Annotated in this window: 22 protein-coding genes; 4 read left to right on the forward strand and 18 right to left on the reverse strand. The window is 61.4% G+C overall.

Annotation, left to right across the window (positions count from 1 at the left end; all coding sequences use genetic code 11):
* Window positions 1-225 precede the first annotated feature (225 nt).
* The 17 genes from H6650_03515 to plsX all read right to left on the reverse strand — a co-directional run bounded on the left by H6650_03515 (window position 226) and on the right by plsX (window position 17,800).
* Window positions 226-531: a hypothetical protein gene (locus H6650_03515; GenBank protein MCB8951061.1), complete on the reverse strand. Its 306-nt coding sequence runs from the start codon at window positions 529-531 to the stop codon at window positions 226-228.
* A 136-nt stretch (window positions 532-667) separates the two neighbouring features.
* Window positions 668-1,480, reverse strand: coding sequence for a biotin--[acetyl-CoA-carboxylase] ligase (locus tag H6650_03520; GenBank protein MCB8951062.1), 813 nt, complete (start codon window positions 1,478-1,480; stop codon window positions 668-670).
* Between the two features lie 142 nt (window positions 1,481-1,622).
* Window positions 1,623-2,915: a glutamate-1-semialdehyde 2,1-aminomutase gene (hemL, locus tag H6650_03525; GenBank protein MCB8951063.1), complete on the reverse strand. Its 1,293-nt coding sequence runs from the start codon at window positions 2,913-2,915 to the stop codon at window positions 1,623-1,625.
* Window positions 2,916-2,945: 30 nt separating this feature from the next.
* Window positions 2,946-3,902 carry a ferrochelatase gene (locus H6650_03530; protein MCB8951064.1) on the reverse strand — a complete coding sequence of 319 codons (957 nt, stop codon included), beginning with the start codon at window positions 3,900-3,902 and terminating at the stop codon, window positions 2,946-2,948.
* On the reverse strand, window positions 3,895-4,995 hold the full coding sequence (gene hemE, locus H6650_03535; protein MCB8951065.1) for a uroporphyrinogen decarboxylase: 1,101 nt from the start codon (window positions 4,993-4,995) through the stop codon (window positions 3,895-3,897). The genes H6650_03530 and hemE overlap by 8 nt, the downstream gene beginning before the upstream one ends.
* A 38-nt stretch (window positions 4,996-5,033) precedes the next feature.
* Window positions 5,034-5,762 carry a chlorite dismutase family protein gene (locus H6650_03540; protein MCB8951066.1) on the reverse strand — a complete coding sequence of 243 codons (729 nt, stop codon included), beginning with the start codon at window positions 5,760-5,762 and terminating at the stop codon, window positions 5,034-5,036.
* Between the two features lie 29 nt (window positions 5,763-5,791).
* On the reverse strand, window positions 5,792-6,844 hold the full coding sequence (gene hemB / locus H6650_03545) for a porphobilinogen synthase (GenBank protein ID MCB8951067.1): 1,053 nt from the start codon (window positions 6,842-6,844) through the stop codon (window positions 5,792-5,794).
* A gap of 2 nt (window positions 6,845-6,846) precedes the next feature.
* Window positions 6,847-7,659, reverse strand: coding sequence for a uroporphyrinogen-III synthase (locus H6650_03550; protein ID MCB8951068.1), 813 nt, complete (start codon window positions 7,657-7,659; stop codon window positions 6,847-6,849).
* Window positions 7,649-8,575 (reverse strand): hydroxymethylbilane synthase, encoded by a 927-nt coding sequence (hemC, locus tag H6650_03555; GenBank protein MCB8951069.1) that lies wholly within the window; start codon window positions 8,573-8,575, stop codon window positions 7,649-7,651. The genes H6650_03550 and hemC overlap by 11 nt, the downstream gene beginning before the upstream one ends.
* Window positions 8,572-9,852: a glutamyl-tRNA reductase gene (locus tag H6650_03560; protein ID MCB8951070.1), complete on the reverse strand. Its 1,281-nt coding sequence runs from the start codon at window positions 9,850-9,852 to the stop codon at window positions 8,572-8,574. Before H6650_03560 ends, hemC begins: the two co-directional genes overlap by 4 nt.
* A gap of 209 nt (window positions 9,853-10,061) precedes the next feature.
* Window positions 10,062-11,522, reverse strand: coding sequence for a protoporphyrinogen oxidase (hemG, locus tag H6650_03565; protein ID MCB8951071.1), 1,461 nt, complete (start codon window positions 11,520-11,522; stop codon window positions 10,062-10,064).
* Window positions 11,519-12,670, reverse strand: a complete 1,152-nt coding sequence (locus H6650_03570) for a radical SAM protein (protein MCB8951072.1) — start codon at window positions 12,668-12,670, stop codon at window positions 11,519-11,521. Before H6650_03570 ends, hemG begins: the two co-directional genes overlap by 4 nt.
* A gap of 282 nt (window positions 12,671-12,952) precedes the next feature.
* The gene (phoU, locus tag H6650_03575; protein MCB8951073.1) at window positions 12,953-13,675 is read right to left on the reverse strand and encodes a phosphate signaling complex protein PhoU; all 723 of its coding nucleotides are present in this window, start codon (window positions 13,673-13,675) and stop codon (window positions 12,953-12,955) included.
* Between the two features lie 86 nt (window positions 13,676-13,761).
* Window positions 13,762-14,439, reverse strand: a complete 678-nt coding sequence (locus tag H6650_03580; protein MCB8951074.1) for an MBL fold metallo-hydrolase — start codon at window positions 14,437-14,439, stop codon at window positions 13,762-13,764.
* Window positions 14,440-14,579: 140 nt separating this feature from the next.
* Entirely contained in the window at window positions 14,580-15,350 is a 771-nt protein-coding gene (locus tag H6650_03585; GenBank protein MCB8951075.1) for an NERD domain-containing protein, read from the reverse strand.
* A gap of 157 nt (window positions 15,351-15,507) precedes the next feature.
* Entirely contained in the window at window positions 15,508-16,794 is a 1,287-nt protein-coding gene (gene fabF, locus H6650_03590; GenBank protein ID MCB8951076.1) for a beta-ketoacyl-ACP synthase II, read from the reverse strand.
* 13 nt (window positions 16,795-16,807) lie between these two features.
* Window positions 16,808-17,800 (reverse strand): phosphate acyltransferase PlsX, encoded by a 993-nt coding sequence (plsX, locus tag H6650_03595; GenBank protein MCB8951077.1) that lies wholly within the window; start codon window positions 17,798-17,800, stop codon window positions 16,808-16,810.
* 198 nt (window positions 17,801-17,998) lie between these two features.
* Between plsX and H6650_03600 the strand changes: the two genes are divergently transcribed.
* A complete protein-coding gene (locus tag H6650_03600; protein MCB8951078.1) occupies window positions 17,999-18,700 on the forward strand; it encodes a hypothetical protein in 702 nt (233 codons plus the stop codon).
* A gap of 4 nt (window positions 18,701-18,704) precedes the next feature.
* On the forward strand, window positions 18,705-19,337 hold the full coding sequence (locus H6650_03605) for a hypothetical protein (GenBank protein MCB8951079.1): 633 nt from the start codon (window positions 18,705-18,707) through the stop codon (window positions 19,335-19,337).
* Between the two features lie 446 nt (window positions 19,338-19,783).
* Here H6650_03605 and H6650_03610 read toward each other — a convergent pair whose 3' ends face one another.
* Entirely contained in the window at window positions 19,784-20,014 is a 231-nt protein-coding gene (locus H6650_03610; protein ID MCB8951080.1) for a hypothetical protein, read from the reverse strand.
* Between the two features lie 136 nt (window positions 20,015-20,150).
* Here H6650_03610 and H6650_03615 point away from each other — a divergent pair, with 136 nt between their 5' ends.
* Together H6650_03615 and H6650_03620 are read left to right on the forward strand one after the other, a co-directional pair.
* Complete coding sequence (locus H6650_03615) at window positions 20,151-20,288, forward strand: hypothetical protein (GenBank protein ID MCB8951081.1); 138 nt, start codon at window positions 20,151-20,153, stop codon at window positions 20,286-20,288.
* Window positions 20,289-20,490: 202 nt separating this feature from the next.
* A complete protein-coding gene (locus tag H6650_03620) occupies window positions 20,491-21,630 on the forward strand; it encodes an alanine--glyoxylate aminotransferase family protein (protein MCB8951082.1) in 1,140 nt (379 codons plus the stop codon).
* Window position 21,631 lies beyond the last annotated feature (1 nt).

Below are 21,631 nucleotides of genomic sequence, written 5' to 3' on the forward strand. Positions count from 1 at the left end.
GTAACCGTCCGTAAAAATGGTGACCGGAGTGGCGGCTTTAGCCGGATCAAACGCCCTACGTGGGCCGGCTGAAGCCGCCACGCCAAAAACGCCAGTGTCCAGTCTGTATAGCTTCCGGGGAGGTGGTCGTGAATGGTTACGACCAATGTCCAGATTGGGTCGTCTGGCGTGCAACAAACTGCATGATGAAAGACACGATGGCCTTTCTTGTTCGCGCGAGAGATTTCAAAAAACGAGGCGACCGGTGACGACGAGGAAGCCGACAATAATGATGATGACGTTGAGGAGGATGAGGAGGGAGATGATCAGGCGTTGGCCGGGCGTGAGGTTGCTGAAGAAGCCGCCGGAACGGGGAGTGGCGGGTTCCTCCATCTCCTCATACATTTCGCTGGCCAGCGCCGTGCGCTCCCGCAGGCGATCAAACTCATCTTCCATCTCCCCGTCTTCGCTCTCGCTGGCCTCTTCCAGCCAATCGGGCAGCGGTTCGTTGCCGGCATTTTCATCCTTGAGGAAATCAAATTCGTCTGCCATGGGGCGCCTCTCCATCTGGGTAAATTTATTCCTGGTTTGCCTGCCTGGGTGTGCGCACACCGGGCGCGGCATGGGGTAAAGGCTACTCGGAATGGGGCAGGTTGTCAACCGTACTTGCGGCACATGGTAGTTGCGCTCAAGGCCGGTGCAGGCTGACATCTCCGGCGGAAATGGTGTGCAGTTTGCCGGCATTGTCCCGCAGTAGCAAGTTCCCCCAATCATCCGTGCCGGCAAAAATCCCCCGCAGCACCGTCTCCCCGCCATCCTGAATCCGCACCTCCTGCCGGCGCAAAATAAGGCGGGCTTCCCAGGCCGGTTGTGGAGATTGCCCGGCATCCGCTGCCTCATAACGCGCCTCCAGACGCGCCAATAACTGCGCCAGTAGCCGCAAGCGGTCGCCCGGCTGTCCCGTTTCCACCAGAATGCTCGTTGCGGGGATGGCAAATGCCGGCAGATCAGCCCGCGGCGCGTTCACGTTCAACCCGATCCCCAACACCGCCTGCGCCAGCCGCCCATCGCGCCACACCCCCTCCAGCAAAATGCCGCCCAGTTTGCGCCACCCCCCATCCGGCGTGGGCACAACCACATCATTCGGCCACTTCAGACACACTTGTAGCCCCGTGACGTGGGCGATCCCTTCCACGGCGGCCAGCCCGGCCAACATCGTCAGCCAGTTTGCCCGCGCCGGCGACCAGTTGGGGCGGAAAAACAGGGAAAAGAGCAGATTGCTGTTGGCCGGCGCTTCCCAGCGCCGCTCCAGTCGCCCCCGCCCCCGTGTCTGAAAATCCGTAATTGCCAGCGCGCCATGTGACATATCCTCGCGCAGGCTCGCTTCTTGTCGCAGCCACAGGTTTGTGGAATCAATCTGGGGGAAGTAATAGCACGTATGCCCCAACCACCGGGTTGTTAGAGCCTGGGTAATGTTCGCTGGCGATAAGGGGGTGTCCATCCTGCTTGATCCTTGCCCGTATGGTGATGACGATTGACACCTCCTATTTTAGCGCGGGCAGGGAGCATCGCGCCACGCTTTTTTGAGACTGAAACATCCTCAATGGGGGATTGACGCGCCTTCGAGGAACGCCATTCCCTGGCTATGGCAGTTGGGCAAAGGCGTGTGCGGCGGCGTCCAGGGTCGCGCCGATCTCGGCGGGGCCGTGTGCGGTGGAGATGAAGCCGGCTTCAAATTGGGATGGAGCCAGGTAGATGCCCTGCGCCAGCATGGCCTGGAAATAGGCTTTGAAGCGATCCGTGTTGGCGCGACGCGCTGTTTCCCAGTCCACGACGGGTTGGTCGTGGAAGAACAGGCCAAACATTGTTCCTACGCGGCTGATCCGTACGGGAATGCCGGCATCTTCCGCCCTCTCCCGCAATCCATCCACCAGCATCTCCCCCATCTCCTCCAAGACAGCCCACACCCCCGGCTGCCGCAAAATCCCCAACGTCGCCAATCCCGCCGTCATCGCCAGGGGATTGCCGGATAACGTCCCCGCCTGATACATCGGCCCCACCGGTGCCACCATCTCCATGATCTCCCGCCGTCCCCCATACGCGCCTACCGGCAGCCCACCGCCGATCACCTTTCCCAGCGCCGTCAGGTCTGGCCGCACGCCATATAACGTTTGCGCGCCGCCGGGATGAACGCGAAAGCCCGTCATCACCTCGTCAAAAATGAGCAGCGCACCCGCCTGTGTTGCCAACTGCCGCAGACCCCCCAAAAAACCGGGCAGCGGCGGAACCAGCCCCATGTTACCGCTCACCGGCTCCACAATGATGGCCGCAAGCTGGTCGCCAAACTGCTCAACCAGCCGCTCCGTTGTCGCCAGGTCGTTGTAGGGCGCGACCAACGTGTCCGCCGTTGTCGCCGGTGGCACGCCGGGGCTGTCCGGCAGGCCCAATGTTGCCACGCCGGACCCCGCCTGCACCAACAACAAATCCGCGTGGCCGTGGTAATTGCCGGCAAACTTGAGAATCTTGTGCCGCCCCGTGAACGCGCGCGCCAACCGCAACGCGCTCATCGTTGCCTCCGTTCCTGAATTTACAAAGCGCACCATTTCAATGTGCGGCATCATCGTCGTCACCAGGCGCGCCAGCGTCACCTCCTGGGCATTGGGCGCGCCGTAGCTGGTGCCGCGGGTTACGGCTGCTTGCAGCGCCGCCACCACGGTCGGGTGCGCGTGACCGGCAATGAGCGGCCCCCAGGACAGTACGTAATCAATGTAGCGATTGCCATCCACGTCGAATAGATAGGCCCCCGCGCCGTGGTCGATGAACAAAGGCTGTCCACCCACGGCGCGAAAGGCGCGCACAGGCGAGTTGACGCCACCCGGCAGGCATTCCTGGGCGGCGGCGAACAGGGCGATGGATTTGGTAATAGGTAGCATCAGATGTTTCTCGGATTCCGGTAGGGTGGGCGCTCACGCGACGGCGGCTGCCGGCAGCCAGGGCGCGGCGCGTTGCCGCACCTGGTCCAGCAGGGCGGCGATAAACAGGGGATCGGTGTTCAAGGCTGGTGGACGTTCCAGCCGGATGCCGTGGCGGCGGGCCACTTCCCGCGCCTGGATGTCAATGTCATACAGGATTTCGACGTGGTCCGCCACGAAGCCCACGGGAATGGCGACCACGTTCTGGATGCCTTGCCCGGCCAGCGCCGCCAGATGGTCCGGCAGTTGCGGCCCCAGCCACGGTTCGGGACTGCGCCCGGCTGATTGATAGCTCCAGGACCAGCGAGATGCCGGCACACCCGCGCGCGCTGCCGTCAATCGGGCCGTTTCTCGTAGTTGGCTGTCGTAAGGATCGCCCATTTTCATGATACGTGCCGGCAAACTATGCGCGCTGAAGATGACGTGAACCGATTCCCGCTCCTCTTCCGGCCAGCGCCGCAGACCCGCCTGCACGCGATTCGCCAGCGCCTCTATCAGCAGCGGCGCGTCATGGTAACTGGTCACGTGGGCAAACGTTATCTGCCCGCGATACATCTCCAGACCATCGGCAATCTTGGCCTGGTACTTCGCCACGCTCAATTGACTGTAGTGCGGGGCCAGCACCAGGCTGACGGCATGAGTGATGCCGTCGTCGACCATCTGCCCCACCACGTCCTCAATCCAGGGAGACCAATGGCGCATCCCCAGGTAGCAGCGGAACAAAGCGGGGTCAAGCCGCGCCGCCAGAGCCGCCACCTGTTGGCGGGAGATGCCCGGCAGCGGCGATTTGCCCCCTATTAGCTGGTAATTGTGGCTGATTTCCGCCAGGACGGCGGAGGTGGTCGGACGCCCGCCGCGAATATCGGCCAGATAGCCGGGGATTTCGTCGAGTGAGTCAGGGCCGCCGTAGGCCATAACCAGCACGCCCAGAGGATAATGGATGTTACTCATGTGGCCTCCTTGCCGTTCGTTCGTGGACGTAATCAACCAGCCGCCGCACGTTCTCCACCGGTGTATTGGGGAAGATGCCGTGCCCCAGGTTAAAAATATGCCCCGGACGGTTCGCCGCCCGGTCCAGTACGTCGTCAATGCGCGCCCGCAGTTCCCGCCAGGGAGACAACAAGGCCACCGGATCGAGGTTGCCTTGAATCGCCTGCTCCGCGCCAATTTGCGCCCAGGCCCAATCCAACGGCATGCGCCAATCGACACCGATGACGTCGCCGCCGCAGGCAGCGACCTGAGCCAGATAGGGGGCGGTTCCGGTGCTGAAATTGATCAGCGGCACGCCTGTTTGTCGCAGCATCTGGAAGAGGGTGGTGTTATAGGGCTGCACGTAGCGCACATAATCTTGCATCCCCAGCGCCAGGCCGGCCCAGGAGTCAAACAGTTGCAGCGCGGCCGCCCCGGCCTGTGCCTGCTGCCTCAAGTAGTCCGCCTGCACGGTCACCAGCCGGGTCATCAGCCGTTTCCAGGCAGCAGGCTCGTTGTACATCAAGGACTTGACTTTCGTGTACGTTTTGGAACTGCCCCCTTCAATGGCATAGCTCGCCAGCGTGAATGGCGCGCCGGCGAAGCCAATGAGCGGGATGTCGCGCGGCCCGAGTTCGGCGGCGACGAGTCTGATTGCTTCCAGGGTGGCGGGCATGGTTTCCGCGGCGGGCGGCGTTGCCAGTCGGTCAATGTCGTAGGCGCGGGTGATGGGATTGTGGATGACGGGACCTTCTCCTTTGACGAACTCAAGCTGCAATCCCATGCCTATCAACGGGGGCAGGATGTCGGCGAAGATGATGGCCGCGTCCAGGTTGAACGCATCAATGGGCTGCATGGTGACGGCGGCGGCCAGTTCTGGCGTCTGGATAACGTCCAGCATACTGTGTTGGGCGCGAATGGCGCGATACTCGGCCATGTAGCGGCCTGCCTGCCGCATCAGCCAGACGGGCGTATGGACAGTGGACAGGCGGTGGCAGGCGCGCAGGAAAGGGGCGGTGGGTTCCGGGGCAGGGGTTTCCGGGATGTCGGCGGTTACGGGAGCAGTGATCGTCATGGAGGGTTCCTTCGCGAAATGGCGGTTGGTAATGCCGTCTATGTGGAGGGGCAGTCTTTTTGCCAGATGGCTTTGCCGGCAAAAAACGGCCCCAACCGTTCCAGATACAGGGAAGTCTGCTTCGTCTTCCGCATTCGCTGCACAATGGAAGACAAGGGGTACAGTTCGGGGCCAATCAAGCCGACCACAAAATCATTGTCATTTTTATCCAGACCGTGGCAGGCCAGGCGAATATCCGTGCCCAGGCCCGCGCGCCCATAAGCGCGTCCCACGCCGCCGTGTTCCATGAGAATGATGCGCTGCTCCTCGGTGGAAAGCCGCTCGAAGGAACCGGCGCGGCGTAGCGGATACCAGATTGCCCAGGGCCATATGGGAGAAGTGACGCGCTGGCGCGGGCGGCGAATCAACGACTCCTCCAGGTCCGGCTCATACCCCAGCGCATAGGTGCGTCCCAGCATGGTATGTTCCGGTTTCGGCGTCAAATCGTTGAAAGGGGGGCGGTTGAGGAACGCGCGCACCGTTGTCAGGAAATAGTCGGGGTTTTCGCTGAAGGTGAGCAGCGCAATGCCGCGCGGATCGTTGATGTCCGCGTACAGGACACCGGGGATGTTCTCGCTCTCCAGCGCCGTGGTCAGCGGCTCGACCCGCGTGCAGTCGCCAAAGGCCAGGAACTGCATGAACAGGCGGCGGTCGCTGGAGATGGTCTGTCCATTGGCCCGGCGTCCTTTTTCGCTAATGTCCACGAGTTGCGAATTGTTGTCAGTCATAAAACCATCCGTTTTCAAGGAGAGCCTCGTTACGCTGCCAGCCAGCGGGCGGCGTCGAGGGCATGATAGGTGATGATGATGTCCGCGCCCGCGCGTTTGATCCCCAGCAGGGTTTCCAGCACCGCCTGCTTTTCGTTGAGCCAGCCATTGGCGGCGGCGGCCTTGAGCATGGCGTATTCGCCGCTCACGTTGTAGGCCGCCAGTGGCCGTTCGGGGAAAGCGTCGCGCACGCGGCGGATCACGTCGAGATAGGGCAGGGCGGGTTTGACCATGAGGAAATCCGCGCCTTCGGATACATCCTGTGCGGCTTCGCGCAGCGCCTCGCGGACGTTGGCCGGATCCATTTGGTGTGTCTTGCGGTCGCCGGATTTGGGCGCACCATTGGCGGCGTCACGGAAAGGGCCATAGAAGGCGGAGGCATATTTCACCGCGTAGGACATGATGGGCACGTGCTGGAAGTCGGCGGTGTCCAGTCCGCGGCGAATGGCGGCGACCATGCCGTCTATCATCCCGCTGGGGGCGACGATGTCCGCGCCGGCCTCGGCGTGGGAGATGGCGGTGCGCGCCAGGACCTCCAGCGTGGGGTCGTTGAGGACGTAGCCCGCGGGGAGCCGTGGGTTGTGGTGCTGCGCCTGGGGCGTGTTGAGGAGGCCGCAGTGGCCGTGGTCGGTGTATTCGCAGAGACAGACGTCCGTGATGATGAGCAGTTCCGGCGCGGCTTGCTTGATGGCGCGCGCCGCTTGTTGCACGATGCCGTCCGCGTTGAAGTTTTCCTGGCCGATGGGGTCTTTGGATGCCGGCAATCCAAACAAAATCACGCCCGGAATACCCAATTGGGCAACGGTTTCCGCCGCCTGCGCCAGTTGGTCTACCGACAACTGATAAACGCCCGGCATGGAATGGACCGGCTGGCGCACGCTACGGCCATGCGTGACGAACAGGGGGTAAACGAAATCTTCCGGGCGCAGGTGTGTCTCTCGCACCATCGCCCGCATTTGCGGAGAGATGCGCAGGCGTCGTGGGCGGGCGGAGGGCAGTTCGGCGCGCTGCCAGGTTGGCCGGGCCGCATACGGTTCTTTCATCGTCATACTTGCTCGTTTTCCTTCGTTGTTTGTTGTGGGGAGGATGGCGGGGGTTGGAAAAGGTGTACCAGGGCGGCTGCCAGTCCGTCGATGGTGTATTCTTCGGGGATGGCGTGAACGGGCAGCCCGAAACGGTCTGCTTCGGCGGCGGTGGTGGGGCCAATGCAGGCGATACGTGTCTGGTGGAGGCGTTGCCGGACATCGTCAAGGTGGGCGTCGTCCAGGATTTTGAGGAAGTTGCGCACGCTGGAGGGGCTGGTGAAGGTGATGGCGTCAATAGGGTGTTGGAGGTGGGCGAGAATGCCGGCATCCACCGCCGCCGGCACTGTGTCATAAAGCGGAATATCGTCCACCACCGCCCCCCGCGCTGCCAGTTGTGTCACGATTTGGGGGCGACCAATACGGGCGCGCGGCAGCAGCACCCGCTGCCCGCGCAAGTCGCCTAGACCCGTCGCCAACGCCTCTCCCGTAAACACCTCCGGCACAAAATCAGGCGTGACGCCCTGCTCCGCCAGCCTGCGCGTCGTGGCGGAGCCAATTGCCGCCACGGGGGGCAGCGCCACCGACTCCGGTTGGGCGGCGACGACCGCGAAGAAGAACTCTACCGCGTTGACGCTGGTGAAGATGAGCCAGCGATACGTGTCGATTTGCCGCAGCGTCGCTATGAGTGGTTCCGTCGGCATGGGCACAAAATCAATCGTGGGAATCGCTATCGGTTCCGCGCCCAACGCTGATAAATGCCGGCACAGCGAGGCAGCTTGCGCCACGCTGCGCGTCACCACAATGCGTCGCCCTTGCAACGCTCTAGCCGACATTCGCCAGAATCTCCTTCGCCCCCGCCGCCAGGGCTTGCCGCGCCAAAACCTGCCCCAGCACCGCGGCCTCTTCCCCCTGCGCCGCCACCCGGATGATACGTCCGCCATCCACCGCGCCCACCATGCCCCGCAAATGGATTCGACCATTCATGATTGTGGCGTAGGCGGCCACCGGAGCCGCGCAACCGCCGCCCAATGCCGCCAGGAAGGCGCGCTCCGCCGTCACCGCCGCGAAAGCGTCCGGTTCGTGGATGGCCGCCAGTCGCCATCGCGTGGCTTGATCATCGGCGCGGCATTGCACGGCCAGCGCCCCCTGGCCGGGGGCCGGCAGCATCACGTTCAGAGGCAGCAGTTGGCTGATGGCCTGCTCCAATCCTAATCGGGCCAGCCCGGCGGCGGCGAGGACAACGGCGTCGTACTCGCCGGTATGCGCTTTGCGTATGCGCGTGTCCACGTTGCCGCGAATAGAGCGAATCTCCAGATCGGGGCGGACGGCCAGTAGCTGCGCCTGACGGCGGATGCTGCTTGTGCCGACGACTGCGCCTTGTGGCAGTGTTTCCAGGGTCCAACCGGCGGCGGAGACGAGGGCATCCTGGACGGCGGCGCGTTGGGGGATGGCGCCGATGATCAGGCCGGGGGGATTGTCTACGGGCAGATCTTTCAAGGAATGAACCGCCAGGTCAATCTGGCCGTCGAGCAGGGCTTGCTCCAGCTCCGCCGTGAACAGACCTTTGCCGCCAATCTGGGGCAGGGGCGTGTGTAACGTTTTGTCGCCGCGCGTGATGAAGGGTTGATGCCGGCATTTCAAGTCAGGCCAGGTTGTCTGTAATCGTTCCGCCACGTAGTTGGTTTGCCATAGCGCCAACTGCGACGTGCGGGTTCCGATGGTAAGCGTCATGGTAAGCGTCATGTTCATTCGATGTGTGGCACGGCCAGCCCGAAAAGCTCGCGCACTGTGGCGGCATAATCGTCGGCCTGCCCATTGGCCGCGCACTGCTTCAGCCGAATGGTCGGCTCGTGCAGGATTTTGTTGACCAGCGCGCGGGAAAGATGCTGAATCTGGGACAATGTATGCGGGTCTACCTCTCGCAAGTGGCGCAGGGTGCGCGAGAGTTCCTGCTGGCGAATGGCTTCCGCTTTTTGTCGCAGGTCGCTAATCACGGGGCGAATCGCCAGTTGGTGCCACGCTGCTTCCAGGATCGCCAGTTCCTGGTCGATAATTGCTTCCACCAGGGGGATTTCGCGGCCGCGGGCGGCCAGGGCGGTGTCCAGGTTGGCGCGCAGCGCGTCCAGGTCGTACAGGTGGATGCCGGGGAGATCCGCCGTGGCGGGGTCAATGTCGCGGGGGATGGCCAGGTCAATCAGGACGCGCGGGCGGGAGGGCAGTTGCCGCGCGATGGCCGCGAGGTGGTCGCGGTGGATAATGAAGTGGGGGGCGGCCGTGGCGCTGATGACGATGTCTGCTTGTGCCAGCGCCCGCGGCAGTTCGTGCAAGGCGAAAGCGGTGCAGCCGGTGGCCTGGGCGATGCTCCGCGCGCGCTGGTGGTTGCGGTTGAGCAGGCTGATCCGTTGGATGCCGCGCGCTTGCAAGGCTTTTAGCGTGAGTTTGCCCATTTCGCCGAGGCCGATGATGAGGAAGCTGCGCCGGGCCATGTCGGGGAGTTTTTCCTGGGCCAGGGCGATGGCGATGGAGCTGATGCTGGCGGGGTTGTTACTGATGGCGGTTTCGTTGCGGCTGCGCTTGCCGGCATAAATCGCCGCGCGAAACATCTGGTCCAACACCGGCCCCAGCGCGCCCCGGTCCACTGCCGCCTGATAAGCATCCGTGACCTGCCCTAAAATCTGCGGTTCGCCCAGAACCAATGAATCCAATCCGGCAGCCACGCGGCACAGGTGATTTGCCACCGCCATCCCTTCATGCACATAGAGGTGAGGCCTCAGCGCGGCCACGTCGATCCCACGCATGGTTGCCAGCAATGCTACCAACGTCTGCCGCGCGGACGCCGCGTCATCATCCACGGTTGCGTACAGCTCCAGGCGATTGCAGGTGGACACAAGCGCCAGTTCGACAATCGTGGCAAATGGGGAGAGGTTGGCGGAGATCTCATCCAGTGTACAGGCCAGCTTTTCGCGCAAGGCAACGGATGCCGTACGATGGTTGAGACCCAGGCAAAACACGGGGGCAATTGTCATGAAAACCTCTGCGACAGCGTGATGCCGGCAAACCCACCAGATTTGCCGGCCCTGACGAGCTGAGATTGGTCCAATCTTCAAGATTGGACCAATCTTGGCCAGTAAAATGTATAAAAATGCCTAAATCTGCACAAATATACTCATTCGTGAGATTCTACTTACCGGAAAAGTCGTCGTCAATCCGGCAAAAGTAATGGGTGACTTTGAGGTTAGCGCCACGGCGCATTGGAGACCTGCGTAATGCCCGCCAGGTAGCTGGTCAGCGCCGCGGCGGTTTGCTGCGACTGGTGTACACAATCAGGAATGCCCACGCCACGATAGGGGCTGCCGGTAACAAACAGGCCCGGCGGCAGCGCTGCCTCAATCTGCGCGACGCGTTGCGGATGGCCGACATCGTATTGGGGGTTCGCGCGGAACCAGCGGTAAGTACGGTGGAAGATGGGTTCCGCCGTGATACCCATCAGGGCTTGCAGTTCCTGACGTACCGTGGCAACCAGCTCCGCATCGACCCGTTCCATCATGTGCGGGGTGCGTGACCCGCCAAAGAAAACGCGCAGCAGGGCGTGCCCTTGCGGGGCGCGCCGGGAGAATTTCGTCGAGGTCCAGGTGATGGCGTTGATGTCCCGGTCTTCGCTGCGAGGGATGACCAGCCCAAAGCCATTTAGCGGATGTTGAATGTCCGCGCGGCGGTAGGCCAGGGAGATGGTGCCGGTGCTGACGTAGCGAATGCTTTCCAGGTCATTGGCCGCCGCGGGGGCCAGCGGGCGCAGCAGTTGCGCGGCGACGTAAGCGGGTACGGCGAAAACGACGGTGGCAGCGATGATGTGCCCCCCATCAGACAAAGCCAGATGATAGCGTCCGTCGCTGTGGGCTTGCAGGGAGGTCACCCCTGCGCCGAGGCGACAATCCCCCGTCAGTTGGTCGGATAGCGTTTGCACCAGAAGTTGCATTCCTGGCCGCAAGGAGGTGAACACGGATGGCGGTTTGTGTCCGTTGGGTGAGGGGGATGGCCGATGCGCCGCGTTACGCGCGGCTATCATTCCCTTGATCAGGCTCCCGTGTTTCTGTTCGACCTGACGAAAGCGGGGAAAAGTAGCCATCAGGCTTTGTTTTTCCGCTTCGGCGTTGTAGATGCCGGCAAGGAGTGGTTCGGCCAGCTTATCCAGGGCTTCGTTCCCCAGGCGGCGGCGCACAAAATCGGCCAGTGTTTCATCTTCATCATCCCGTTTGGCGGGAATAAGCCAATCCAACCCCATGCGCAGCTTGCCCCAAGGGGAGATAAGGGGGGAGAGGGCAAAGGGCTTGAATTTGGTGGGGACAAGCAGCATCACGCCATCGGGGAGGGGGATGGGGCGACCTTTGCGGAGAACGAAGGTTTGCCGTTGGTCGTCATTGGTCGGCAGCAGGGAATCATGCAAGCCCAGGGCGCGGGCGAGTTGTAGCCCCCATGGTTTTTGCGTGATGAAGGAATCGGGGCCGGCTTCGATGACAAAGGGCGCGTTGCCGTAGCCGTGGACGGTCTCGGTGCGGATTTTGCCGCCCCAGCGACCGGTCTGTTCCAGTAGGGCATAGCTGATGGGCCGGGCTTGTTGCTGCAAATACCAGGCCAGACTCAACCCGGCGATCCCCCCGCCGATAATGGCGACATCAACGTGCGTGGGTTGCCTCATTGGATGGTGACCTCCTGCTCGCGGATGTGCGCCTGTGGCTCGTAGGTGCAGAAGGGTTCTTCTGCCAGGTAATCCTGGGTCATGCCGTAGGCGCGGGCGCGGCAGCCGCTGCACACTTTCTTGAATTCGCAAAGGCCGCATTTGCCGCCCAGGAGGTCGGGTTGGCGCAGGTTGGCAAAGAGGGGGGCGTCTTCCCAGATGGCGCGGAACGGTTGTTGGCGGATGTTGCCGGCATTCAACGGCAAATACCCGCACGGAAACACCTCACCCCGGTGGCTGATGAAAGAGACACCCGTCCCCGCCAGGCAGCCCTTCGTCATGGCATTCATTGCCGGTGGATGCCCTTGCGCGTGACCATTCTGACCTGCGTGCCGCTGGCGGTGCAGGCTTTGTGGGCGCTCACGGAAGATGCCGCGCCGTCTTTCCTCCGCTTGCCGCTGGCGTACGATACGGAAGTAATGGGGGGCGCATGTTGCTTTCAGTTCGATGCCGCCCTCCATTTCCGCGTCGTACATCCAGTGAAGGACCTCTTCGTACTCCGTTGGCGTGATTTGTTGGTCGTCGGCGATCTCCACGCCGCAGCCGACCGGAACCAGCAGAAAGAGGTGCAGGGCGGCTGCTTTCAACTGGCGGGCGAGGGCGAGGGTTGCCGGCATTTGTCCGACATTGTGCCGCGCTACCGTTGTGTTGATCTGGTAGGGAACGCCCACCGCCTGCAAATGCGCCATGCCGGCCAGCGCGCGGTCAAACGCGCCCGCGCCGCGGAAAATGTCGTGCGTGGCCGCGTCCGCGCCGTCAAAACTGATGCTGACGCGGCGAATGCCCGCCTGCCGGATGTGGTGGGCCACATCCGCGTCAATGAGCGTGCCGTTCGTCGCCAGGGCGACAATCAGCCCCCGGTCGCTGGCATAACGCGCAATCTCAAAAATATCGGGCCGGAACAGCGGTTCGCCGCCAGATAGCACAAAAATGGGTCGGCTGAAGCTGGCAATCTCGTCAATCATGGCGCGCGCCTCTTCCGTCGTCAGGTCTTGGGGCAGCAGTTTGTCGGCGACGGTGATACGGCGGCAGTGAATGCAGGCCAGATTGCAGCCCGCCGTGGTCTCCCAGAAAATGAGGCGGGGCGGCGGATAACTTGTTGGTAGCATGGCGTCTCCTCTTGAGGTCCATCCGTCCATCCGCTCCTGTGCCGCGGGTCGGCGGTGGATAGGTTGCAAAAATCTGCCTAAAAGTTAGCAAATATCTACAAAATTACCAAAATTCGCGCGTAACTATACTGTCCATGCGGCAAGATGACCATGACGGATGTCATGGTTTTTGTAGGACATTTGACCTTGTCTGGGTAACAGGTGGGGGCTGGCGGTGGGGGGGTGGCTCCGGGCAGGCGATCTGGCTTTGCCTGCCCGGTGGTTCAACGTTTGGGGGGGGAGCTACGGTATGTCCTGGTTATCCGTCTCGTCGTCCGTCGTATCTTCCAGGTCATAGGCATAGAACGCTTCCAGTTCGGCGTATTTGCCGGTGACCATGAAGATGACGCGCTCGGCGATGTTGGTGGCCCGGTCGCCTATGCGCTCCAGGGCGTGTCCCGCCCAGAGGAGATAGGTGGCGGAGCGGATGTAGGCGTCGTTTTGCATGTCCTGGATGGCGTGGCGAAATAACTTGGTGTAGTTCTTGTCGAGTTTGTCGTCGTATTTGATGATCGCCGCCGCCGCCGCCGCGTCGCGGTGCATGAAGGCGTCGATGCTGTCGTTGAGCATTTTGCGGGCGCGGGCGGCCATCTTGGGTAGTTGGTGGACGGAGAGCAGTTCTTCGCGGCTTTGCAGGCGTTGGGTCAGTGTGGCAATGCCGGCAGCATGGTCCCCCACCCGCTCCAGTTCAATCGTGATGTAAATGCCGGCAAGAACATGTCGCAGATCACTCGCCATCGGCTGTTGTGTCGCCAGGATTTGCAAACACTTTTGTTCGATCTCGTAGCGCAGCAGATTGATCTGGCGATCGTGGTCAATGACACGCTGCGCCAATGCCGTGTCACACGTCATGAAGGCGATAACGCCGAGGTTAATGGCTTCATCAACCATGTTGCTCAGGCGTAACAAGTTCTCGTGCAGTTCCTTGAATTCGGAATCCAGGATCGAACGGTTGTGAATGGGCATATTACCTCCGGGTGGGGCGGGGAAATGCCGGCAGCGCCAATTCATGGGCAGCCTCCCGCGCCCGGTGTGTATTCAGATATAGGATGCTACGAAGACAATGTGCGCTGGAAACGCGCCAATTCCGCCGACGAGGGCGCGCGCATCGGTTTGCCATGCCCGCAGGCAAAGAGGTTTGGTGCCAGGCTGAGGAGATGCTGTGCCGTTTGCTGCGCCAGTGCGATGTCCGCCGTCACGCGGGTGGGGGAGAGATTCAACTGGTCGTCGCGCGTGCTGAGGGCGTCGCCTACGAGGAGAACGCCGGTAGAAGGGCTGTAGAAGGAGTGATGCTCTAGCGTGTGCCCAGGCGTGTAGATGATGCGCGTGCCGCCCAGGCAGGAGAGTTCGTCGCCATCTTCCAGCACAGTTACCCGCGCCACCGGCTTGTAGCGGAAGAAATGGTTGGTGAGGAACTGCATCAGGCGCGGCATATGCTCCGGGCTGCGACCCTGGCGCAGCAGATCGGCAGTGGCGCGGCTGGCGTACACCTCGGCTCCCGTCGCCTGCACCAGCGCCGCCATGCTGCCGGCATGATCGATGTCCGCGTGGGTGATCAGGATGCGGCGCAAATCGGTGGGCGCGTGCCCCAATTGCTCCGCGTAGGCCAAAATTTTACCGGTCTGGCGTGGCATGCCCGTGTCTACCAGGGTCAATCCATCCGGGCCGGTAAGCAGATAGACGTTGCTGGCTCCCAGGTCCAGCCAATGAACATTGGGAAATACTTCCATGATATTGACTCCAAGAGATTGATGCGGCGACTGAAGGTCTATTTGAAACTGCGAACACTTTCGGGAGATTGGACCAATTTCATCAGAGAAATTTGGTCCAATCTGGCCTGGCAGTTACATTTATTTTTTGTTTGCGCCTGTCAATCGGCGTTGTTTTCCGCGGAGGATGCCGGCAATTTTGCCGCCGCCATATCCAAAGCTACCTGCACCGCCGCGTAATCCTCTTTGGCTATCAGCGCATGTGTGCCCATGAACTGCTTCATGAAGCCGCGCAGCTTCGTGTAGTGCAAAGCGGGGATACGGGAATCCTTCACGTCCAGGTCATTGATGTTGGTCGTAAACACAATCACTGCATGAATGGGTAGTTCCTTTGCTGTCAATGCCGGCACATGCTTCCGCAAATAAGCGTTCAGACTGCCGACAGCCCGCTCCGCGTCCCGCGTTGGATTTCCCAGGCTTTCCGTCCCAAACAACTTGCGCATGAAGAAAATCTTTTGATGCCACGTATCGCCGCTGGCGCTGATTTTGCCCCCCTGGTATTTGAGTACAAACACCACGGGGCCATTCTCCGTTAGCAAAACGTGTGGCGCGGGCAGCAGGTAGTGGTAGATGCGCCCGTTGGGAATCGTTTTGCCCAGCCCCTGGTCCAACAGTTGGTCCGGGCGTGGATCGCGCGCATACCGGTTAATGAGATATAGCCCGCCCTGGGACATAGGCAAGCCTAGCAGCATCGCCAGCCCCTGGTAAAGGAGGATTTGCTGCGCCTGGTAGAAGATGCCCACCAGGAAGCCGGCAATCAGGATTAACATGCCGCCGAAGCCGACGTAGAGGCCGATGCGGCGTAGTCGTTGGATGCGCCGCTCATCGCGGAAGATGGTCAAACGTGTTTTGGAGACCGTGGTTTTGCTCAATGGTTGTTTCTCGCCTTATCCGACAGGTTGTAACTATTCACGACCACCTTCCTGGAAGCTGTTTTGACGCCAAATGAATTGAATGATGAGGCGTATTGGGCTTGAAATTGAGCTTGCGGGAAGATCTCTTGGAGCATATACCCTGGAGGCTGAACAGTTACGATAGGTTTAGGTTGTCTTGCCCATTGGCCGTGTATTTGCCCAGCACAATGCAGGCGTTTTGCCCGCCCAGGCCGAAGGAGTTGCTCATGGCGTAATAGGGATTGGTCTGCCGGGGGGCGTTGGGCACGTAGTCCAGGTCGCACTCTGGGTCAGGGTTGTCGTAGTTCCAGGTGGGGGGGAGGATGCCTTCGTGCAAGGCCATCGCGCAGAAGACGGCTTCGATGGCGCCCGCGCCACCCATGAGGTGGCCGCTGACGGATTTGGTGCTGCTGACGGGGATGCTGTAGGCCTGGTCGCCGAAGACGTTTTTGATGGCCTGGGTTTCGATGAGGTCGTTGACGGGGGTGGAGGAGCCATGGGCGTTGATGTATTCGATGGCGTGGGGAGGAATGCCGGCATTTTCCAAAGCCCACCGCATCGCCCGAATCGCCCCCGCCCCCGACGGATCCGGCGCGGCCACATGATACGCATCCGAAGAAGACGCATACCCCAGATACTCCGCGTAAATGTGCGCGCCGCGGGCCAACGCATCTTCCAGACGCTCCAGCACCACCACCGCCGCCCCCTCGCTGAGAATGAACCCATCCCGGTCTCGATCAAACGGACGGCAGGCGCGCTCCGGTTCCCCATTGAAATTAGTAGACAAAGCGCGCATCGCCGCAAAACCGGCCATCGCCGCCTGATGCACCAGCCCCTCCACGCCCCCTGCCAGCATCAGATCCGCCCGCCCGCGCCGGATCATATCCGCCGCCTCGCCAATAGCCTGCGTCCCCGTGGCGCACGCCGCCACCACCGTGTTAATGGGACCTTGCGTCCCCGCCAAAAAGCTGACATGATGGCTGGGCATATTCGGCAGCGAACTGATCAGGGCAAAGGGGCTGGTTCTGCTCAGGCCCTTCTCCCGATAAACCTGCAAATTCTCATCCGCCCGCTCAAATCCTCCCATGCCCGTGCCCACGACCACACCCGCCCGCTCCGGCTGCGCCAACGGTAGGGAGATATGCGCATCTTCCAGGGCCATCACCGCCGCCGCTATCGCCAACTGCGAGCCGCGCGCCATGCGCCGCGCTTCTTTGATGTTCATGAACTCCCTGGCTTCGAAATTCTTCACCTCCCCGGCAATTCGGCAGGGGAGCGCGCTGGCGTCGAACTGCGTGATAGGACCAATCCCCGACCGCCCTTCTAGCGCGCTGTGCCAGCTTTCCCGCACGGAATGCCCCAGCGGGGTCATCGCTCCCATGCCCGTAATGACAATGCGCTGCCGCCCCTGGCTGTCCAACATAGGTTCCATGTTCTCACTCTTTTGCCTGTAGTCCGGCGCGGATAGCGCCCACTACGTCATTCTGCACGGACAAACGCGCCTGCCCAACCGCCTGCTTGATGGCATAGGCATTGGACCGCCCATGGGCCACGATGACCACGCCGTTGACGCCCAGCAGCGGTGCGCCGCCCACTTCGTCCGGGTCGAGCGCCTGCCCCACGCGGCGAAAGGCGGGTTTTGCCAGCAGGCCGCCAATTTTCGTCCGGGTGCTGGACATCAACTCCGTGCGCACCAATCCCAGCAGATGCGCGGCCACGGCTTCGGCAGTTTTGATCATGATGTTGCCGGTGAAGCCATCGGTGACGGCTACGTCGGTGGCGCCTTGCATGAACTCTTTCGGTTCGATGTTGCCGATGAAGTTGAGGCCGCTGGCTTCCAGCAAGGGCAGCGTCTCTTTGATCAGGGTGTTGCCTTTGCCCTCCTCTTCGCCGTTGGAGATGAGGGCGACGCGCGGGCGGGGGATGCCTTGCACGCGCTCCACGAACAGGCTGCCCATGAGGGCGAATTGCAGCAGGTAGTCGGGCTGGCAGTCGGCGTTGGCCCCGTTGTCGATGAGCAGGGGGCGGGTGGGAGTGGGGAAGGTGACGCCGAGGGCCGGGCGTTTGATGCCGGCAATTCGCCTTAATGTTTGCAGCATCGCCACCGCCAGAATCGCCCCGGTATTGCCGGCACTCACAAACGCATCCGCCGACCCCTCCTTCACCAGATTCAGCCCCACATGCATGGAGGAATCCTTCTTGCTCCGCGAAGCCGCCGACGGCTTATCCGTCATCTCAATTACTTCGCCGGCATGATGCACCGCAATACGCAGCCCGGCCACGTCATGCCGCGCCAACTCTGCCCGCACGCGGCTCTCATCTCCGACCAAAATTATCTCGTCGCCAAACTCGCGCGCGGCCAAAACGGCCCCGGCCACGTCTGGCTGTGGGTAGTCATCACTTCCCATCGCATCAACAACGATTCGCATAGAACACTCACTTTTCCTGATCAGGCGTAAAAAAAGGCGCACGACCTCAAGCGGATTCTACCTGATGGGGCAATTGAAAGTCAAACAGCGCACCCTGCGCCCCCAGAGGCAGTGACACCTACACAGCGGGCTGTCCGTCCGGGTATAATACTCCTTGATAGGGCGCGAAAGGATGTTCTCGCGGCCACGGGAAAGAAAATGGCGAAACACAAGGATCGAGAATTCAGCCAGGCGCTCTTCCAGCGCGTGTGCCAGATAACCACACCCCCGCCTGACCAGGCGACATTTGCGGTCAGCGCCGTCGCGCCCGCGGGGGAATTGCGCAAGATGAAGCAGTTTCGCTTCCAACTTCTGCACCGCTGGCTGACGGCGCATTTTTCGCCCTGCCGCGTCGCGGACATCGCCGGCGGGAAGGGTCTGCTCGCCTATCTGCTCCAGCAGAGCGGCTGGCAGGCGGTCGTCATCGATCCCGTGTCGCAGGCACTGCCTCCCAAATACAAAGACATCGGCAGCGGCAGCCGCGTCCGCCTTTCCCCGGATGCCACCGTGCCGCGCATCAACGCCGGTTTTGCCGGACCGATGGCGCAGCATTATGACCTGCTGGTGGGCATGCACGCCCATGGCTGCAACGTGGCCGTCATTGACGCGGCAGCAGCGTATGGCAGCGGTTTTGTGCTGCTGCCTTGCTGCGTCATTGACGAGCCGTTTTACCCCCCCGCGGGCACGCACTGGCTGGAAAGCCTGGCAGCGTATGCGGTCAGCCAGGGCCACACCGTCTACCCGTTTCGCCTCAACTTCAAGGGGCAGAACATCGGCCTCTGCGCGCCTGGCAAATGCCAGATGCCGTCAACTAACAACCGTCAACCACCAACGATTCTCACAGGTAACGATGGAATCTGAGCGGATGCGAATTCTCGATCGGCTGCACGCGGGCGAGATCACCGTCAGCCAGGCGCAGGAACTGCTGCAGACAGTGACAAACGGCGGCAGCACCTCCCCTGGCGTGACCGATCAGCCTGCGCAGGCGGCGTCCGCGGAAGACCTGGAGGCGGCCATTCGTCTGCGGGAATTGCCCAACCCCCTGACCGTGCAGCCTCCCGATTTCGACCGGTTCCGGCGGTGGTGGCGGATACCTTTTGCCATTGGCCTCATGGGAGTGGTCGTGTTGGGCGCGCTGCTGGTGACCATGACGCGGGATGCGGCGGGACAGGTGACGCTGGCGCTGGTGTTTACCTGGCCCGCCTTTGTGGGCGCGGGCGTGCTGGCGCTGCTGGCGGTGTGGAGCCGGCATGCGCAGTGGCTGCAACTGCGGGTGGAGCAACCAGACGGCAGACGGCTGCGGGTGAGCCTGCCTGTGCCCGTAGGGATGGTGGGGCGCGTGGTGACGTTGGTGCGATTGGTGGTGCCGCCAGCGCGCGTACGGTGGGAAAATGCCGGCACTCTCCTCACCGACATGCGCCAATCCACCAACCAGGCGCCGCTCCTCCTGGACAGCCATGATGAGAGCGGCGTCCACGTGCAGATATACGTCGGCTGATTTCATGCACCGGGCAACACAGATTACGAATGCTTCTGCGGTTGACTTGGGGAAACCGCTATGATTATCATCATGATAAACATACAAGTTACGTTCTGCCTGAGTCCCAAATCTTGACTTTGCCTGACGTCTAGCGCTTTTAGCACGCTGTCTAGGAACAGCAGGCCACTGCACCCCGTTTAAGTTTCACGAGAAAAAACGCTCATATTCATCATGATTCCCAATCCAGAACCATGTAACCGTATCTTCATCAAGAATGCCAACGGCACGATACCCCAACGTAACTCTCACTGACCAGATGTTTTCTTCGCTATTGATACACTTGAAGTGAAGAGATGGGTGAAAGGGATTCTGCGCCCATAGGCGGTAGGCGTTTCTGGCTCTAGGCCTGATGGTTTTGTCAAGAGACGCATATGCCCTCCAAAAGGACGGTAGGGTGGCGGATTTCATAGCTGATCATAGTCCATTGGTTTTGCCCGCCCTGCCGCAATCTCCTCTCTAGCTGTACGGGCAGCAGCGACTAATTGCTTTTGCGTTTGCTTGAACAAAGCATCCCATTGGATTTCATCTTGCATTTCCGCAATATAATCCCGTAGATGTTCTACTGCTTGCTCCTGTGCAAATTCAGGGAGAGTTTCCATCATTTTAGTTAAAGTAATAATCGCCGTGGATGTCATTGACAGGTTCTCCTTTCATTTTTTGCTTCATATTGTTTCCGCACATACTTCTCCAATTAGTATAACGGAATGGCCTATGTTGGTCACTGCCTGCTTTATGGTATTTACCTGGCAACGTGTAATCTTTGGGTCTTTGGTGGTACCGCCAGCGCGCGTACGGTGGGAAAATGCCGGCACTCTCCTCACCGACATGCGCCAATCCACCAACCAGGCGCCGCTCCTCCTGGACAGCCACGACGAATCAGGAACCCACGTGCAGATTTTCGTTGGCTGATCCGCTGCCGCGGGCGGGTTGTGTTTTCCCGGCGGCGGACGTATCATCAGAGCAGAAGAATAGTTAATTGGCAAATAAGTGAATTCGTGAACGGTTCACAAGATCGTTTCCCGAACCACCCGCCCCCCATTAACCATTCCCCGTGCAACAATTCAGCAATTAACTGTTGCTTCCCTCTTTTGCGATATAAGGAGTTCCTTCCATGACCACATTCATCATCAACGACACCCACCGTATCCATGCACCCCAACTGGATATGCCCCCGCGCCTGCTCCTCGGACCAGGCCCGTCGAACGCCCACCCGCGCGTGCTACAAGCCCTCGGTATGCGTCAGGTCGGCCATCTTGACCCCCGCTTCGTCGAGTTGATGAACGAAGTGCAAGAACTGCTGCGCTACGCCTGGCAGACCGACAACGCCCTCACCATTCCCGTCAGCGGCACGGGCAGCGCGGCCATGGAAGCGTCGCTGGCGAATGTCGTTGAGCCGGGCGACGTGGTCCTCGTCGGCGTCAACGGCTACTTCGGCCACCGCCTCGTGGACATGGCCGGGCGGTATGGCGGCGATGTGCGCCAGTTGCGCCGGCCGTGGGGCGAGGCGTTCAGCCTGGACGACCTGCGCGCGGGGCTGGAAACGCATCGTCCCGCCGTGTTGGCGCTGGTACATGCGGAAACGTCCACGGGCGCGCGCCAACCGTTAGAGGGGGTGGGGGATTTGTGCCGTGAGTTTAACTGCCTCCTCCTCCTGGATACCGTCACCAGCCTGGGCGGCGTCCCCTTGTTTCTCGACGACTGGGGCGTAGACGTGGCCTACAGCGGCAGCCAGAAATGCCTGAGTTGCCCCCCTGGCATCGCTCCGCTGACGTTGGGGCCGCGCGCGGTGGCGAAGCTGAACGCCCGCCACTCCCAGGTCGCCAACTGGTATCTGGATATGTCCCTGGTGAGTCGCTACTGGGGGCCCACCCGCACCTACCACCATACCGCACCCATCAACATGAACTACGGGTTGCGGGAGGCGCTGCGGCTGGTGGCCGAAGAAGGGTTGGCAGCGCGGTGGGCGCGGCATCAGGCAAACGCGGAACTGCTCTGGGATGGGCTGGAAGCGATGGGCCTGTCCTGCCACGTGGCGCACGACATCCGCCTGCCCAGCCTGACCACCGTGTGCATCCCCGATGGCGTGGATGGCAAAGCGGTGGCGCGGCGGCTGCTGGATGAGTACAACATCGAAATCGCCGCCGGCCTGGGCGAACTGGCGGGCCAGGTGTGGCGCATTGGCTTGATGGGCTTCAACAGCCGCGCCGAAAACGTGACGCTGCTGCTCAGCGCCCTGGCGCGCGTGCTGTAAT

The organism is Ardenticatenales bacterium (assembly GCA_020634515.1).
Classification (GTDB): domain Bacteria; phylum Chloroflexota; class Anaerolineae; order Promineifilales; family Promineifilaceae; genus JAGVTM01.